Origin of the sequence: Flavobacterium sp. UMI-01, assembly GCF_019656315.1 — a bacterium.
Lineage (GTDB): Bacteria > Bacteroidota > Bacteroidia > Flavobacteriales > Flavobacteriaceae > Flavobacterium.
On sequence record NZ_BPLU01000038.1, the window covers coordinates 469,140 to 485,902 of the forward strand.

Sequence of the window (16,763 nt, forward strand, 5' to 3'; positions counted from 1 at the left end):
TGTTTTCTAATTTGATTTGGTTCTTATTAACGAAAAGGGATTGGCAGGTTTAGCGTTTCGCCTGGTTTTGTATCCAATTTGATACTCCTACCCTTATACTTCAGTTGGGCAATTCCTCCCTTTTTAGAATGAATGCTTGCCTTGGTTAACTGTCCGTTTTCCCATTTTAAGTCCAATACAAAACCGCCTCTAGCACAGAGTCCTTTTACTTCTCCATTTTTCCAATCAGTAGGCAAAGCGGGAAGCAATCTGATTTCGTCAGTATGGCTTTGTAGCAACATTTCTGAAATTCCAGCGGTCGCCCCAAAGTTGGCATCAATCTGGAAAGGCGGATGTAGCGTAAATAAGTTTTCGCAGGTTCTTTTTCCTAGAAGAATATTTAAACTCTTTTCGGCATTATCACCATCGCCTAATCTTGCATATTGATTAATCAACCAAGCCGAACTCCAGCCGGTAGCACCGCCGCCGTGTTGAATTCTGTAGTCCAATGATTTTCTTGCAGCCGTTGCTAATTCGGGGGTTTTGTCAACATCTATTTGGAAACCTGGATGCAAAGCAAAAAGGTGCGAAATATGACGGTGTCCTTTTTCAATCTCTTCAAATTCTTCATTCCATTCAAGCAATCTACCGTCTTTTCCAATTTTAGGCTCTTGCAATTGCTGTTGGGCTTGTTGTATTTGCTTCAAAAAATCATCTTTTAGTCCCAAAGCATTAGACGCATCGATATAATTTTGAAACAATTGCCAAATCACTTGTTGGTCGTGAGCTGGTGCCAAACATATTTTGCTAGTACTTCCGTCAGGAGCAATAAATTTATTCTCAGGTGAAACTGACGGTCCTGAAATCAACTTTCCTGTTTTTGTATCTGGAATTAACCAATCCAAATAAAACTGAGTTGCTCCCTTTAAAACAGGGAATTCCTTTTTTAGAAAATCTTTATCGAGGGTAAAATAATAATGTTCCATGATGTGCGTTGTCAACCAAGCTCCCGCCCCTACGTGCATGCCCCAATCAGACTTTTCTCCTGGAGCGGTAAATCCCCAAACATTGGTTACGGGATGTACTACCCAGCCTTTGGCATCATAATGTATTTTTGCGGTTTTGGCTCCTGGTTCTTGAAGCGATGCCATCAAATCAAACAATGGCAGGTGCATTTCGCTCAAATTAGCTACTTCGGCTAACCAATAATTCATCTGTACATTGACATCGGTATGGTAATCGCCGTTCCATGCGGTTTGGAGTTGGTTTGCCCAAATACCCTGTAAATTAGCAGGCATCGTTCCCGGACGAGAAGACGAAATTAACAAATACCTACCGTATTGGTACAGCAATTCTACCAAGTGCAAATCGGATTTTTTTTCTGCTTTTTTAAATTGTTGCAACCTCACATCCGTTGGTACTTTATCCTCCTCGGTTGTTAGTTTTAGACTTACTCTTTTGAAATAGTTTTGATATTCAGCAGTATGGGCTTTTAAAAGTGCCTCATAAGACTTTTCTTTTCCTTTTTTAAGATTTTCAGCTGTTATTGTTTTATACGCACGCCCTGAATAAGTAGGGTAATCCAATACATAACTAGTCGAAGCTGTAAGATATAAAGTCACCTCATCGGCATCTTTAACCATTAGATTTCCGTCTTTGTAAGTCAACTTTCCTTTTTTATTTTTAGCTGACAATCGGGTCATGTATTCCAAACCTTTTCCTCCCTTACCGTTTTCTAAAGCACCTTGCATTACCAATTGGTCATTTTCTACCGTTGTTTGATAGTATTCAGGTCGGGTTAACGTACTTTTAAAAGAAATACTTCCGGGTTTATCTGCCGAGATTTTCACCACGATTAATTGGTCTGGATAACTGGCAAAATACTCTCTCTTATAGTTCACTCCATCCTGAGTGTAACGCACGCGAACCACCGCATTTTCCAAATCCAATTCCCGATGGTAATTTTGATAACTACTGTTTTTTTCAAAATCAATCCATAAATCGCCTAAGGTTTGAAAACATCCAAAAGGAACATTGGCTCCCTTCCCGTGCCCCGTACCAGCGCCTTTAGAAATTTGTGTTTTTTGGGTCAAGGCGGTTGCTTCTTTGTATTTACCTTCAAAAAGCAGTTTTCTAATTTCAGCCAATGCTTCTAACGATTCGGGATTGTCATTGTCATCGGGACTACCAGACCAGATGGTTTCCTCATTTAACTGAATGCGTTCTTGGTTAACATCACCATACACCATAGCACCAAAAGCTCCGTTCCCAATAGGCAAGGCTTTTAACCACTCGGGATTATTTCTATCAACAACAACCGCATCTAATTCTTTGCTCGCATTGGCAGGCTGTTTGTACCACAACTTTAAGTTGGAAGACTTTTGTTGTGCCATCGTTAAGCCTGTTCCTACTAAAAAGAGTAAGGCTGCTAATGAATAAAGATTGGTCAAAAACTTTTTGTATCGAATTTTACTATGCACCATCTGTTAGTTGTATTTTTTTATTTTGATATTTTCTCAGCGTCAATCAGTTTTTTAGCATTTGTAAACAAACCGTTTTCTAAATCCCCATCACAAGCTTTCAGCATTTCCTTAGTAAGTGTTTTTACTTTTTCAGGATATTTTTTAGACAAATCTTTTTCTTCACGATAATCGTCTGGTAAATAGAACAATTCTAATCCCTTTTTAGGCAGATGAGTTCGTAATTTCCAGCCTTCTTTGGTGATGATTGTTGGTCCAATAAAGGAAGAATACACTACATAATCGTGTTCTTTTTTGTTTCCTTTTCCTATCAATTCATTGTAAAAAGACAAGCCATCGTTTTTCACTTTTCCACTATAACCCGTCACATCAGCAAGGGTTGCCACAAAATCATAATTGGCAACCAACAACTTGCTTTGTTGTCCTTTGGCAATTTGTTTAGGCCATCTTGCGATTAACGGCGTTGTGATTCCGCCCTGTAAGTTGCTTCGTTTTAATCCCGCTCTACCCCCATTACCATTAAACACATCTCCGCCCAATTCACTGTAAAATTTTGCATTTAAATCGTCAAATAATTCCCCCGTTTTGACATTCTTATAGGGTTTGTAAATACGTCCTTCTTGAGAATAATAAATTTCGTGTCCGTTATCCGAAGTAAAAATCACCAAGGTATTTTCATCAATCCCTAGTGTTTTAAGACGCTCCATGATTTGCCCCACATTGTCATCCAACTTTTTCACCATCGAAGCATATTCTTTTTCAATTTGGGTCAATTGGCTATTGTTGCTGAAATCAGGATGTACCTCAGGAACCGAAACAGGTCCATGTGGTAATTGGGTTGGAAAATATAGAAAGAACGGTTTGTCTTTATTTTTATCAATAAAACCTAACACATTTTCCATAAACAAATGCTGTGAATACTTGGCTTTTCCTTGCATATTCCAACGCTCTTTGAATTTTTGAGGCGTTTCATTTTCTCGGGATTTGGCTCCATCTGCATGGGTATTTCCTTCGATATATTCTACTTCTCCATTTCGAAATAAAAAAGGAGGATAAAAACCATGTGCTCTTACATGATCCAGATAGCCGTAATATTCATCCCAACCATGGCGTACCATTTGTTGGTGTGTGCTAGCAAACCCCCATTCTAATTTCCCGAACTGCCCCGTTACATAACCCGCTTTTTGAGCTATTTCTCCCAAAAACAAGGCATCTTTGGCTGGAGGTGTTAGTGAGGCATTGAGCTTGTCTTGTATTTGCTGGTTAGTAAAAGTCCCCTCACTTATTTTCTTATAAATCTCTCCTTTTGTGATTTGGAAACTATCGGGACGACAATCTCTCAAACCCGATAACAAAGATCCTCTCGAAGCCGAGCACACCATCCCTGTATAGGCATTTTCAAAACGAATCCCTTCAGTGGCTAATTGGTCAATATGAGGCGTTTTAATAATTTCTTGGCCATAACAGCTCAATAAACCTTTTCCTAAATCATCGGCATAAATCAAAACAATATTGGGTTTAGTATTGCTGCTTTGCGCATTTGTGAAACCACTAAAAAATAGCGCTATAACAAAAAACCAAATATTATTTAAACCTATTTTCATTCCTTTTTTCATTTATTTATTTCTTAGCTCTTTAATACATTCCCTTTTTTAAAAGCAATTGTATTAGCCCATTTTAACTCTAATTAGAACAGTTTTAATGTTCCCTTTAATATTTTCACAACACTGGATTTTCACTAATCATTTTAATTAATTTGTACCAATGGATAGGCTGTGGTACACTTACAATTGGAAAACCTTAGTCTCCCCTTTTTTCAAACTGACTACTTCTCTCAAAACACCATTAGAATAAATACGAAATGATTCATCTTTAGTAGCATGAATTTTAGCTTCAATTAATTTTCCTGTTTTCCAAATCATATCGACCTCAAAACCACCTCGAGCTCTCAATCCCTTTACTTGACCGTTCTCCCAAACCGATGGCAAGGCAGGTAACAGATGCAAAATATAAGGTGCATTGGCTAAAGATTCATTAGGAGCTACTGGGATAAAATGCTTTTTATTCTCAGTCTTATTTTCATAGGCTACAAAAGCCGCTTTTTCAATCGTTTTGGCTTTATCGTCCACGGAGCGCAAATGACTTTGCAATAACATTTCGCAAACTCCGGCAGTTCCCCCAAAATTGCCATCAATTTGAAACGGTGGATGAAAGTCGAACAAATTAGGATAGGCTCTTTTAGACGTTAAAAACTCATAAAACTGATGGGCTTTGTCTCCGTTGTGCAATCTGGCCCAAAAGTTGGTTTTCCAAGCTGTACTCCAACCCGTGGAAATATCGCCACGATGTTTCATCGTTACCAAAGCTGCTTCTGCAATTTCTTTAGTCGTCAAAGGCGAAAAATCACGTCCGGGATGCAAGGCTATCAAATGGGAAATATGACGGTGTTGGTCTTTTGGGTTGTCCCAATCTTCTGGCCATTCTTGCATCTGCCCATGCTGTCCAATTTTTTGCGGACAGAGTTTCGGAATAATTGTTTGCAATTTTTTTCTAAAATCGGAATCGCGTTCTAAAACGGTAGCGGCTTCAATACAATCCGTAAATAAATTCAGTACCAATTGTTGGTCCCAAGAAGCCCCATACGCCTGCTTGTTCAAATTGCTGTATTGTTCTGTCAAATACGCATTTTCAGGAGACCAAGTAGGATAAACAACCAGCGTACCATCTTTCCATGGGGCAAGAAAATCCATATAGAATTCGGCTGCTCCTTTCAAAATAGGATAAATTTCTTTCAGATAATTTTTATCCTTGCTAAAGGCATAATGCTCAAACAAATTTTGACACAACCAAGCACCCGATTGTTGCATGCGACGACCGTGTTCATTAGGAGCAGTAAAGCCAAAAGCATTGCCGTTGAGTCCTGCACTCCATCCGTTTACTATCCCAAAAGCTTCCTTAGACACTTCTTTCCCAGATTGGGCAATGATTTTCATCCATTGGAGATAAGGCGAAAAGGATTCGGGTAGATTGGCTGTTTCTACCATCCAATAATTCATAGCGATATTGATATCGTTATGATAATCTGCATTCCAAGCGGGTTTTAAATGTCCGTTCCATAAACCTTGCAAATTGGAAGGAAGAGGAGCTGTACGTGAGCAACTCAGTTGCAAATAGCGCGAATAATTAAAATATAAGTTTTCCAATTCGATACTGGCACCTTTTTTTATCAATGCATCCGTTGTCAATCCGGATGGTTTGTAATCCAATTGCAATTGGCAACGATTCATCAAAGCCGAAACATCTTTTGTATGGGCTTGTTTTAACTTTTCGTAGCCCAATTTAACCGCTGCTTCGATGGCTTTTTTAGCGTCTTTTTGGTAGTCACGCCCTTTGAAACTAGGATAAACCGGAAGATAATCGGAATAAGCAGATAGGTACACGGTCACTTCCGTTGCACCTACCACTTCTAATATGCCATTGGGTTTGTGAACCAACTTTCCTTTGCCTGCATCTACATACACCAATTGTTGAAACGCAATATTGTCTTTTGCCATAGGCGCTTCACCTTCTAGAATGATGTAATTACCTGATGCCGTGTTGCTTTTTACTGTCAGTAAACTACCCACATGGATTTCCAGATTCATTTTTGCCTTTTGAGCGGTGTAGCGGGCCACCACTACATCATTGGGATAACTACAAAAAAATTCTCTATTGAAATGGCCTTGACCCAAATCGTATTCAACCCTACCCAATCCGTTTTGTGCATCTAAGGTGCGTGTATAATTTTTTACAGCTGCTTTATCATGTCCAGTAGATATATACACATCCGTAAAAGGAGCATAATTCCCTAAAGGCTGTTGGCTACTTAAATATTCAGTGGCCATCGCTTCCATACTATTCTTATCAGTGCCATATTTGCCCTGACGGTAGGCTTCTCTTACTTTTTCAAAATTTTGATTCCCTCCTAACTTGACTCCCGATTGCGAAACCTTATCCAGACCACGCTTGCTGTTCATCCAAAGAGTGATATCATTAATCATCAAATGCTCTTGGTCAATACCTCCTGAAAACATGGCACCTAAGCGTCCGTTCCCTAAGGGCAAAGCTTCCTGCATATAGCCTAACTTATTGTAGTCTTTTCGTTGCTCAGTGGTAAAAGCAGTCGCTGGCTTATCATACTTCAGCAAAAACTGCGAATAGATTTTCGCAGAGGTTGCCATCATAACTAATAGGGTTAGAATGTATTTCATCAAGTTATTGTCTATTGAACATTTTTAAAAATTGTATACGTCTTATTGCCATTTGGCTTCACCAACTCCCCTTTCCACAACCCATTTTCCAATTTTGTAAATTGAAAATTTTCTGATTGTGGCGTTTTATTTTCTGTCCAAATCAAAATCGGACCATCTTCAACCCATTGAAATTTCACTGACTTTTCAGTAACATCTACTAATTCAAAGGTGGAAGCCGAAAGGTATTTATCGGGTCTTCCAATGATAGACCAACCCTGTTGAATTGGAGTTAACAATAACAAACGCTCTTTTCTAGAACCTAAGGTAAATGGGTAACTGTCTTTTAAAATTTGGGCTGTTCCTTTATAATAATCGTACAGTAAAATCCCTTCTTTTGGCGCACTCCAAAGCCCTTGGTAGGGTTGTATCATTCCTCCCGCAAACGGATAATCTTGTATGGAAACCTGTGTGTTTACCTCTTTATCATCTTGATTTAAATTCACCGCCATGATAGCTGCTGCTTTGTTTTTTAAAGGAGCGATTACTCGAAATGCTTTTCCATCAAAATAAGGATCTTGCATCAAACTTTCGGGTAATGGCACTGCAGGGGCTTCCGTTCCTACAATCAGACCATCGCCATAGGTTAAAGGTTTTAAAACGGTATCGTCAATATGTTCTGGTACATCCGAAAGGTAAATAGGTCCTCCAGAAACCGCTCTGGCTACAGCCATTAATTGTGCTGTTTCTTCAAAATTGGCAAAAAACATGTCTTGGTCTAACCAATAGTTGTGCCCCAACCAAAACGCATTGGCAAAATTTTGAACCAATGTCACATCCAAACGGTCTTTGGTGGTTTTATAATCTACACTACCTCTAATCAACGCACTGTACCTGTGATTGAACACATTGAAATTTTGTTGTGCAATGCAATTCAGCAGCATCAAATCTTTGTCTTTGCAATTTTCTTCTAAGGCTTTATTGTTATAATGCACCCCCAGAATGGCATTGCTAGCTCCCGTATTGTTTCGGAAATTATCCGACTGAAAATCGACTTTAATAATATCAAAACCATTGTCTTTGGTGGTTTTGGTCATTTCGTTGTAAAAGGCATGGGCTGCTTCTTCTGAAATTTTTGGAATTAACATCGTTTTTTTACCCGTTGGGTTACGCGCTACCAAATGTTCCCGCAGATTAGTCATTGTATGTTCGGGGGAAACCCCTCCAAAATACCCATTGAAATTACACCAAATACCCATCCATTTTATTTTATCATCTTTTTGACTCGTAATGGTTTTCCAACCGTTGGGAAACTTCTTTTTATCTGTTCCAAAAGATAGTAATTGTCCGTTTTTATGATCTAAATAACCATCATCAACAAGCATCCATCGAAATGGAATTTTGCTTTCTTTAATGCCTTTTAAAGCATCCAAAATAATTTTCTCATTGATGTTTTGTTTGTAATGTTCCCAAGAACACCAGCCTAAATAGTTATAGGCTTCAGGGTATTTTTTTTCAGAGCGCCACTGGATGTTTTCTTTAATAATATCGGTTTTCATGGCTTGTGCCCATGCCAATCTTGCGGCTTCATACGGACTCGCAGATTGTCCATAAGCCAATAGTGGTACCGAAACATTTTCTGTTACTGTACCATAAGTAGCCATCGTAAGATACACATTATTATCGTGAACAGAAAAGGTATTGCCAATGCGATTGGTAACCAAAGGCAAAAGCGCCAAGTATTCGCCATTCTCTTTTTGAAGCATCATAAAAGTACCCAAATTGATATTGCTGTCAAACCTAGGTTGTTGGTGCTTATAGTTGTCTAACTCAGAAATTTTATCAAACCAAAGCGGTTCTACCCTATTTCCTGCCGCCAATTTCTCTGAAAAAGGGCGAAAATAAATTCCTTTTTTAAACTCAGGCAATTCTAGTTTGATATCCGTTATAATTCCCTTAGCATCTGGCGTCAACGCTTGTTGCTTTAACTTAAAAATACCGCTTGTTTGCGTATTTTGCAAAAGAAGTGATTTTGGAATAACATCCAACGCATTCGTTTTCACAATGGAACGATTACTTCCGCATGCCAAGCACAACAGGGACAAAATACTAATTGCTATTTTATTTTTTAAGTTCATTGTTTTCTTTCTAATGGTTCCTTTTAATGAAGCCGACCTACCTTCGAGCTCCTTTTAGTTTATAATGGATTGGATTTGTTTCCAATCTTCCATTCCTTCATTTTTCTGATTTTTTCCAGAAGTACTACGACCGTCCAAAATGATTTTTTTAAGCGCTGCTTTCAATTCCGAAGCTATCTCGGGGCGTTGTGCTATTAGATTTTTGGTTTCGCCAATGTCTTCTTTCAAATTGTACAATTGCATACTTGGTAAATCCAATTTTTCCTTTTTGATATCTTCTAGTTTTGGGTAACTCCATCCACCAGAACCCGGGCAAATATTGAGTTTCCAATCGCCTTTTCTGATGGCAAAAGACCCATCAATAGAGTGATGAATGATATATTCTCTGATAGGAGCTTCTTTTTTTCCTGTAATCAAAGGCAACATACTATAACTGTCCTCCGCCTCGGTATCTTTGATTTTATATCCTACTAAATCCGCACAGGTAGCAAAAAAATCAGTTGTACAAATCGTTTGAGCAGATGTAGCGTTTTTTAAGCCCATTTTTGGGTATTCCACAATAAAAGGCACACGGTGTCCTCCTTCAAAAATATCGGCTTTTGTTCCTCTAAACACATAACTTGGATTGTGATGTACTTTGGCTAATTCTTCAAAATCGGCTTTTGGTGAACAACCATTATCGCTGGTAAATACTACTAAAGTATTTTCGGATATGCCTTGCTTTTTTAAAGCTTCTCTTATTTGACGCACGACATCATCCACCTGCATCACAAAATCACCATACATATTGGTATTGCTTTTTCCTAAAAATTCAGTAGTAGGTAAAATTGGCGTATGCGGTGCTGGAAGTGGGAAATACAAAAAGAAAGGTGCTTTGTCATTGGCTTTTTTACCAATATAATCCACGGCCTTATCGGTCAAATCCTGTAATACGGTCGCATGAACAAAATCATCCGAAGTCAGTCCTTTTCTCCATATTCCTTTTTCATCTACAGAAACGGTTGTTTTAGTAGGCACCATCGTAGGTTGATCGTTTTCAACATAGACATACGGCGCCATATCCAATGACCCACAAAAACCGAAAGAATAATCAAAACCATGCGTAGAAGGACCGTTTTTTATTGGTTTACTAAAATCGACCTCTGCATTTTTGTTTAGGTTGTCCAATTGATCAGTTGATTCATTTTTCATAGCCCAATCCCAACCCATGTGCCATTTACCAATATAAGCCGTGTTGTAGCCTTGCTGTTTCAACATTTTAGCCACTGTAGTACGCTCAGGCGTAATCAAGGATTTTGAATAACCACTCAAAACACCGCTTTTCAAAGTACTACGCCAGTTGTAGCGTCCTGTTATGATACCGTAACGCGTAGGTGTACAAACCGCTGATGACGTATGGGTATCGGTAAATTTAATCCCATTTGCAGCCATAGCATCCATATTAGGCGTTGGGATTTTCCCATTAGGATTAAAGCATTTTACATCACCATACCCCAAGTCATCTGCTAGAATATAAATGATATTAGGACTTTGGCTTTTGTTCGTTTTATTGGTTTGCGCTGTCATCATCGAAAATGACAATACGATTAATAAGAAATGTTTCATTTAGTTTTTGCTTTAGTTTTTTGTTTTATGCTATTTTAATGTTAATGGTTTCGGATTTTCAACATGCCCCACAGGACGTGCATTTTTAGCTATTTCCTCATCAAATTTTTTCATCTCTAGTTGCAGTTTTAAATAAATATCAGGATGTTGGTCTTTAAGGTTGATTTGCTCTGCACTATCAGTCTTTAGATAATAAAGTGCTTCTTTTCCATCTACAATTCTCAATTTCCAATCTTTCCATCGTACTGCTTCCAAAACACCCCAATGGGAATAGAAAAAGTATTCGTGTGGACTTTTAGCTTCTTTTGAAAGTACGGAAAAAACATTCTTCCCATCAATAATACGGTCTTGAGGCATTTTTGCCCCAATTAAATGAGCAAAAGTAGGAAGCACATCCATTGTGGTCATCACTTCATCAATCTCAATTCCCGCCTTAATTTTTCCTGGCCAACGAATGACTGTTGGCATGCGCATACCTCCTTCTAATGTTTCTCCCTTATGTCCAGAAAATGGTTTATTGGAACCTTTTTTGGTAGCACCATTATCACTGGTAAATAATACAATCGTATTTTCATCGATGCCTTGCTCCTTTAAGGTCGAAAGAATTTGACCTACCGACCAATCAATCTCATAAACTGCTGTAGCATACAAGTCTGAGTTTCCTTTTTTCCCCTTAGCCAATTCCTCAGCGTAAGCTTTTTTAATTTCGGCTGAGGCAGCCAATGGTCCATGAGGAATGGGATGCGGTATATAAAGCAAAAAGTTTTCATCCTTATGGTTTTTGATAAACTTGACCGCTTTTTCGGTAATTCTTCTTGTCAAGTTATTTGGGTCTGGATCAATTTCAATCACTTTTTCTCCATCTAACAGCGGAAGAGGAGGGAAATTGAAATATTTTTGATTAGGATGTTTGGGTGCAATATCGTGACTATACGGTAAACCAAAAAACTCTTCAAATCCTTGTTTAGTTGGCAAAAATTCAGGTTGGTCACCCAAATGCCATTTACCAAATATACCCGTTTTATACCCCACCGATTGTGCAATTTCAGCTAGCGTAATTTCGTTAGGATTCAATCCGTTGCCATCTGCAGCCAAGCAAACTGGGAATCTTTTACCCAAAGGAATATTTGGCAAATCTACCACCAAACTAGAAGGCGGTTCCATACTAACCCTTCTTGGATAACAACCCGTCATCAAAGCGGCACGAGAGGGTGTACATAGCGGAGAGGCTACATAAAAACTGGTCAGTTTAGCCCCTTCTTCAGCCATTTTGTCAATATTAGGGGTATAAACATGCTCTCCACCAAAACAACTTAAATCTCCATAACCCTGATCATCGGTGAAAATGACCACCAAATTAGGTTTTTTAGTCACTTTTTTTTGACTAAAAACGTAGGAGCTTACAAGCACAATACACGATAAAAAAATTACATTAATTTTCATCTATTTATCTCATTTTTTAAGAAACTAGCCATGTGCTTTCCTAATTCTTCATAACCTTTTGGGGCGTAATGAACATCATCATTTCCTTTTCCGTACTTCAAATGGATTTCTTTGGATGCCTCATAAATATCATTTATTATCACTCCATTGGCTTCCATTACACGTCGAGCAATTGCATTGTATTTTATGGCATCCTCTACAAACCTGCCTGCTTCCTTTTCAGGTACATAGGTTGTGGATACAAAAATTAATTTGGCTTTTGTTTTTTTTCGAATTAGTTTCACAATGGCATCGAGATTTTTTTCATATTCTTCTGGACTGAAAGTAATTTTACCACGAAGCTTATCCCTTTGTCCTTGAACTTTGGAGTCAGGATGGCGGTAGCACAAATCCCATAATCCCCAATTAATCTGAACAATATCCCATTTTCCATCGCCTATCCATTTTTCAATATTCTTTAATCCCGTGCCGGTATGTTGTGCATTCCCAGGGTTGTGTAAAACTTCTGCCAGATCGTTTAAATCCTTTTTTACAAAAGGCGTATATCCAATAGAAATCGAGTCACCAATGATTAGTATTTTCTTTTTCTCTTTTTGAAAAGCAGCTGCAACTATTGCAATTACGATTAGAAACGCTATTCTTTTACAATTTTTCATTCTACTTAGATTTTAATAGTAAGGCTTTTGGTTGTAATAATTGTTCCTTTCATTTTTTTGGTACCAACACCCTCTAATGAAAAACTGTCCAATTTTAGTTCACCCGAAAGCACGGTCAAAACCGCTTCTTTATTTTTTACTTCACAGGTTCCATAACTGTAGCCATTACTCCAAAAATAAGTTCCGGGTTTAGAAGTAAACTTCATCGATTTGTTCACTGCCGAATATTGGAAACCTGATGTAGCCAAAATTCCTGCCCAAGCCATCATGCTTCGTGCATAATGATGTCCAGCCTCTGCTTCATTAAACGGACTTCTTTTTCTACCATCATAACGGTCTCTAATATTACGGATACACTTCAATCCATCCTCGGTTTGCCCTTCTTGCAACATTCCAATTGCGGCGGTGTATTCAAAACCTGTCATTACTTCGGTATAATAAGGGAACGGTTTTTCTGGTCGGCCATTTGGATAAGCAGCCATCAACAAAGCCGATTCATCCCCTAAAGCATACGAACGATGGAAATTAGTATGCGAACTCATCTGATCTACATAATTGTATTTCATTATGGATTCCATCGTTTTCTTGATATTTTCTTCTTTAGCCAAATAGCCCAAACCTACCAGATGCGAGAAAACTTGCCCTACCAATTGATCAACCAAAACCCCTTTACCCAACTGAAAATCGGGAGAAGACAGGTTCAAATCATCTTCGTTACTAGTGATATTCATTAGTGATTTTGCTACCTTATCCTTTGACATAGGCGGTTGAATGTGTTGCTCGTAATATTCTCCATTGAATAGATTTTTATCCATCCAAGTAGTACCTTGATTGTATAAATTTTGGCAGGTTTTAGCAAAAGCCTTATCCCCTACATATTTTGCCATTTCTATCGAAGCCTTGAGCGCTCCTAGATACCAAAATCCCATTTGGGGATTAGGACCAAAATATTCCACATCCATGGTATTGTGTTGTGAGCCTTCCATCACCCCATTTTTATCTGCATCCCATCCACCTGGAATCCAACAAAACTCTAGTGATTTTTTTACTTTTGGCCAATGTTTTTTCAAAAAAGCATCGTCACCTGACAATTGCCAATCGCGGTAAAATTTCATGATACTCCCCATTTGACCGTCAGCTGCGGCTTTGCCCCAAGTTTGCGCCTCGGTTAACGGAAGATAAACTCTAAAACTCATTAATCCCGTATCATCAGTCGCGTAGCCATATTCTACCTCACGCATGGTTTTGGCTAAATCACCAAACAAGAATGCAGTGGTTTGTTCATAATTCCAAACATGGGTACAGGAACCAAAACAAGAACCAAAATCATCAAAGAGTCCTTCCCAACCAAACAATTGTCCGCTTTTGATACGGAAAGCCAATTGGGTTCTCAGGTGTGCCAAATTAAACAAGGCCGATTCCTTAATCTCAAATGGAATATCACTGGTAACCAATGCATTTACAAAAGTTTTAGTTTTAGTTTCCAACTCCTCTAAACGAGGCAATGTTTTAGTAATCACCTCCCATGAGTCGGTATATTTCATGGTGTAGTAATTGCCCACTGTTGCCTTAAACATTTTTTGAAATCCGGGTTTGTCCCAAGTTTGTCGGTTTGGAAAATGCCAACTAATTAAAAAACGGAAGGTTTTTTCTTCACCCGCTTTTAAAGTCGTTTTCACAGCCAATGAACCCATTGGTGCGTCAGATTTTTCATTGACTCTGGGTTCTAAGACACCATCCGCACTAAAATCATCCCAAAAATCGAGTCTTTTTTTATCCCATCGGCTGGTCTTTTTTTGCCAATCGGTGCGGTAGCTGGTTTGTCCTTCGTTTAACGAAACAAAACTCATGGTTCCCCATTGCTCGCTTTCAGGATCTACTCCATTGGTCGTATAATGAAGTCCTTTTACCCCAGACGCTTCACGGTAGGTATTTATATTTTTTTTAGCTTCTCCTCTTTTCCCATCAAAGCCAATAAAGTTTTGAATGGTTCCTGCCAAGGATATGCTAATCTCTTTTTTACTGGTATTTTTTACTGTATAATTTAGTATTACCATTGGAATACTACTGTCGTCAATATTTCCTGGAATCAACGGATTATAAGCGCCAACAACCACTTCGACTGGAAGGCTTTTATCGGATAAAAATACCTGACCAAAAGGATAAGCTGCTTTGAATGATGCATTGCTAAAACGAGCTAAACCATGATGATTTGAGGTAGCCCCCCAAGAACCTTCGTAATACGCTTCATCCGGAGGCCCTTCAAGCAAACGGGTTTGTTTGATTCCTTTATCATCTTCAACGAAAATAGCAAAAAAGGGGCCTTTTTGTTTGACTGGCCCCCAGTTTTCGAGGGTGGGGTTAAAACCTTTGGCGGGACGATTCATGATTTCCCAATCTTCCAAAGAACCACGTCCTGTCAAGGAAACCGTTCCGGTACCAATACCCCCAACGGGCATTTTTATTTTTTGAATATGGTCTTGATCATAAGACTTTAAAACAGGCCATTTTGATTGTTGTCCATAGCTGAGTCCAACAACGAGTGTTGCTAAAAAAATAGTGAAGGTGGTTTTCATTTGTTTTGGTTGACGGTGTTACTAGTGTTTTTGTTGTATTTAGATTTTATTTTTTTTGCGCATTGCTTTCACTTCCCCACCAATCTTCATTGGGTTTCCAATCGGGGCTCAACATTTGTTTGCGTTGGGCTTCTAATTTTGGCATGAGTTTGTTTTTGTTATCTTCCAAACGTTTTTTCCAAGCTGCTTCATCCCATAACGGATCTACTGTAGCATATTCAGTATGCATGGAAGCCAGCCAATCCATAAGCTCTTTATTCATTTCAGCCAACTTCTTTTTGTTTTTTGAAGCCAAATCGCTTTTTTCCTCTAAATCGGTACTGAGGTCGTATAATTCTTGGTGATTGTCTTCCCAATAATGAATCAGTTTCCAATTTTTTTTACGCATGATGGTAACGGGTTTTCCCCCTTGATTGCCATAATGTGGATAATGCCAGAATAAAGGTCTCTCGGCAATTTTACCTCCAGTTAAAAGTGGTTTCAAACTCACGCCATCGGCATGGTGCTGCGGTTGCAACGGAATATTCGCTAAATCCAAAAGTGTCGGAAAGAAATCGGCTCCTGAAGCCATTTCGTCAATCCTAGTTCCATTTTGTTGTAGCCAAGGCACATAAATGAAATAGGGAACACGTATTCCACCTTCCCATTGATAGCCTTTTCCACCTCTAACAGTCAATTGGCTAGTAGAAAAGTTGTCTCCTGAAGTTACCCCTCCATTGTCAGAAGTAAAAACGATGATGGTATTTTTGTCAAGCCCATTTTTTTTAAGGGTTTCCAATACAATCCCTACTGCATCATCGACTTGTTCAATCAAACCTGCATACACTGGGTTGTCTTGGAATTTTCGAGCAGGCAATTCCTGTTCCATTTTGAATCCTTTATCCGCAATACCCATTTTCTCAGCTTTGGCTCTGTATTTCTCCCATTTGGCTTTTGTTGTTTGGATAGGAGAATGTACCGCATAAAACGACAGGTAAGCCAAAAAGGCTGTGTCTTTATTTTTTTCGATAAAAGATGCGGTTTCATTGGCCAATCGGGTCGAAAGTGGCATGCCCTTTTGGTCATTATAATCTGTTAAATACGGATTGTTATAAGGTGCAAAATAACCTCCACCTGAAGGACTTCCTTTTTCGTATCCTCCTTTGTTGATGTCAAATCCATGATCTGTAGGCAGTGATTTTTCTGCTGCACTTCCCAAATGCCATTTTCCGGCAAAAAAAGTTTTATACCCATTATCCTTTAATACTTCTGGTAAGGTCACATCTTTTTGATCTAAATGATGCTTGTACTCTGGTGGCAACAGTTTGGTATGGCGATTCAATTTTTTCCATTCTTGACCTGATTTAGCCCCATCATACATCGTTAAACCATGTCGAGCGGTAAATTGACCGTTTAATATACTGGCTCTGGACGGACTACATACCGAACAAGTGGCATAGCCATTGGTAAAAATAGTTCCCGACTTAGCAATCACATCAATATTAGGAGTCTCGTAGAATTTACTTCCCATGACACTGAGGTCTTCGTAGCCCAAATCATCCACCAGTATAAAAAGAATATTATGCTTAGTCGCTGGTTTTTGTTGGCTATAACTATTCGTCGAAGCCAATACCAAACTTAGAAATGCTACAAAATATATCGATTTTTTCATTTTTTT

At 38.7% G+C, this 16,763-nt stretch carries 9 protein-coding genes; all 9 read right to left on the bottom strand.

Annotated elements, in window-relative coordinates; all coding sequences use genetic code 11:
- Positions 1-26: 26 nt before the first annotated feature.
- The 9 genes from K5R64_RS12380 to K5R64_RS12420 all read right to left on the bottom strand — a co-directional run bounded on the left by K5R64_RS12380 (position 27) and on the right by K5R64_RS12420 (position 16,757).
- Entirely contained in the window at positions 27-2,462 is a 2,436-nt protein-coding gene (locus tag K5R64_RS12380) for a glycoside hydrolase N-terminal domain-containing protein (protein WP_220763841.1), read from the bottom strand.
- A gap of 17 nt (positions 2,463-2,479) precedes the next feature.
- Positions 2,480-4,063 (bottom strand): sulfatase-like hydrolase/transferase, encoded by a 1,584-nt coding sequence (locus K5R64_RS12385; RefSeq protein WP_255580373.1) that lies wholly within the window; start codon positions 4,061-4,063, stop codon positions 2,480-2,482.
- 180 nt (positions 4,064-4,243) lie between these two features.
- The gene (locus K5R64_RS12390; protein WP_220763843.1) at positions 4,244-6,709 is read right to left on the bottom strand and encodes a glycoside hydrolase N-terminal domain-containing protein; all 2,466 of its coding nucleotides are present in this window, start codon (positions 6,707-6,709) and stop codon (positions 4,244-4,246) included.
- A gap of 11 nt (positions 6,710-6,720) precedes the next feature.
- On the bottom strand, positions 6,721-8,826 hold the full coding sequence (locus tag K5R64_RS12395) for a Sip1-related alpha-galactosidase (protein ID WP_220763844.1): 2,106 nt from the start codon (positions 8,824-8,826) through the stop codon (positions 6,721-6,723).
- 54 nt (positions 8,827-8,880) lie between these two features.
- Positions 8,881-10,431, bottom strand: coding sequence for an arylsulfatase (locus K5R64_RS12400; RefSeq protein WP_220763845.1), 1,551 nt, complete (start codon positions 10,429-10,431; stop codon positions 8,881-8,883).
- 30 nt (positions 10,432-10,461) lie between these two features.
- The gene (locus K5R64_RS12405; RefSeq protein ID WP_220763846.1) at positions 10,462-11,874 is read right to left on the bottom strand and encodes a sulfatase; all 1,413 of its coding nucleotides are present in this window, start codon (positions 11,872-11,874) and stop codon (positions 10,462-10,464) included.
- Positions 11,871-12,530 carry an SGNH/GDSL hydrolase family protein gene (locus tag K5R64_RS12410; RefSeq protein ID WP_220763847.1) on the bottom strand — a complete coding sequence of 220 codons (660 nt, stop codon included), beginning with the start codon at positions 12,528-12,530 and terminating at the stop codon, positions 11,871-11,873. Before K5R64_RS12410 ends, K5R64_RS12405 begins: the two co-directional genes overlap by 4 nt.
- A 5-nt stretch (positions 12,531-12,535) precedes the next feature.
- Positions 12,536-15,106 carry a GH116 family glycosyl-hydrolase gene (locus tag K5R64_RS12415; protein ID WP_220763848.1) on the bottom strand — a complete coding sequence of 857 codons (2,571 nt, stop codon included), beginning with the start codon at positions 15,104-15,106 and terminating at the stop codon, positions 12,536-12,538.
- 46 nt (positions 15,107-15,152) lie between these two features.
- Positions 15,153-16,757: a sulfatase gene (locus K5R64_RS12420; protein WP_220763850.1), complete on the bottom strand. Its 1,605-nt coding sequence runs from the start codon at positions 16,755-16,757 to the stop codon at positions 15,153-15,155.
- Positions 16,758-16,763 lie beyond the last annotated feature (6 nt).

Coding starts and splice junctions, on each gene's coding strand:
- K5R64_RS12405 (WP_220763846.1), bottom strand. CDS start 11,874: ATGAAAATTAATGTAATTTTTTTATCGTGTATTGTGCTTGTAAGCTCC.
- K5R64_RS12395 (WP_220763844.1), bottom strand. CDS start 8,826: ATGAACTTAAAAAATAAAATAGCAATTAGTATTTTGTCCCTGTTGTGC.
- K5R64_RS12410 (WP_220763847.1), bottom strand. CDS start 12,530: ATGAAAAATTGTAAAAGAATAGCGTTTCTAATCGTAATTGCAATAGTT.
- K5R64_RS12415 (WP_220763848.1), bottom strand. CDS start 15,106: ATGAAAACCACCTTCACTATTTTTTTAGCAACACTCGTTGTTGGACTC.
- K5R64_RS12420 (WP_220763850.1), bottom strand. CDS start 16,757: ATGAAAAAATCGATATATTTTGTAGCATTTCTAAGTTTGGTATTGGCT.
- K5R64_RS12380 (WP_220763841.1), bottom strand. CDS start 2,462: ATGGTGCATAGTAAAATTCGATACAAAAAGTTTTTGACCAATCTTTAT.
- K5R64_RS12390 (WP_220763843.1), bottom strand. CDS start 6,709: ATGAAATACATTCTAACCCTATTAGTTATGATGGCAACCTCTGCGAAA.
- K5R64_RS12385 (WP_255580373.1), bottom strand. CDS start 4,063: ATGAAAATAGGTTTAAATAATATTTGGTTTTTTGTTATAGCGCTATTT.
- K5R64_RS12400 (WP_220763845.1), bottom strand. CDS start 10,431: ATGAAACATTTCTTATTAATCGTATTGTCATTTTCGATGATGACAGCG.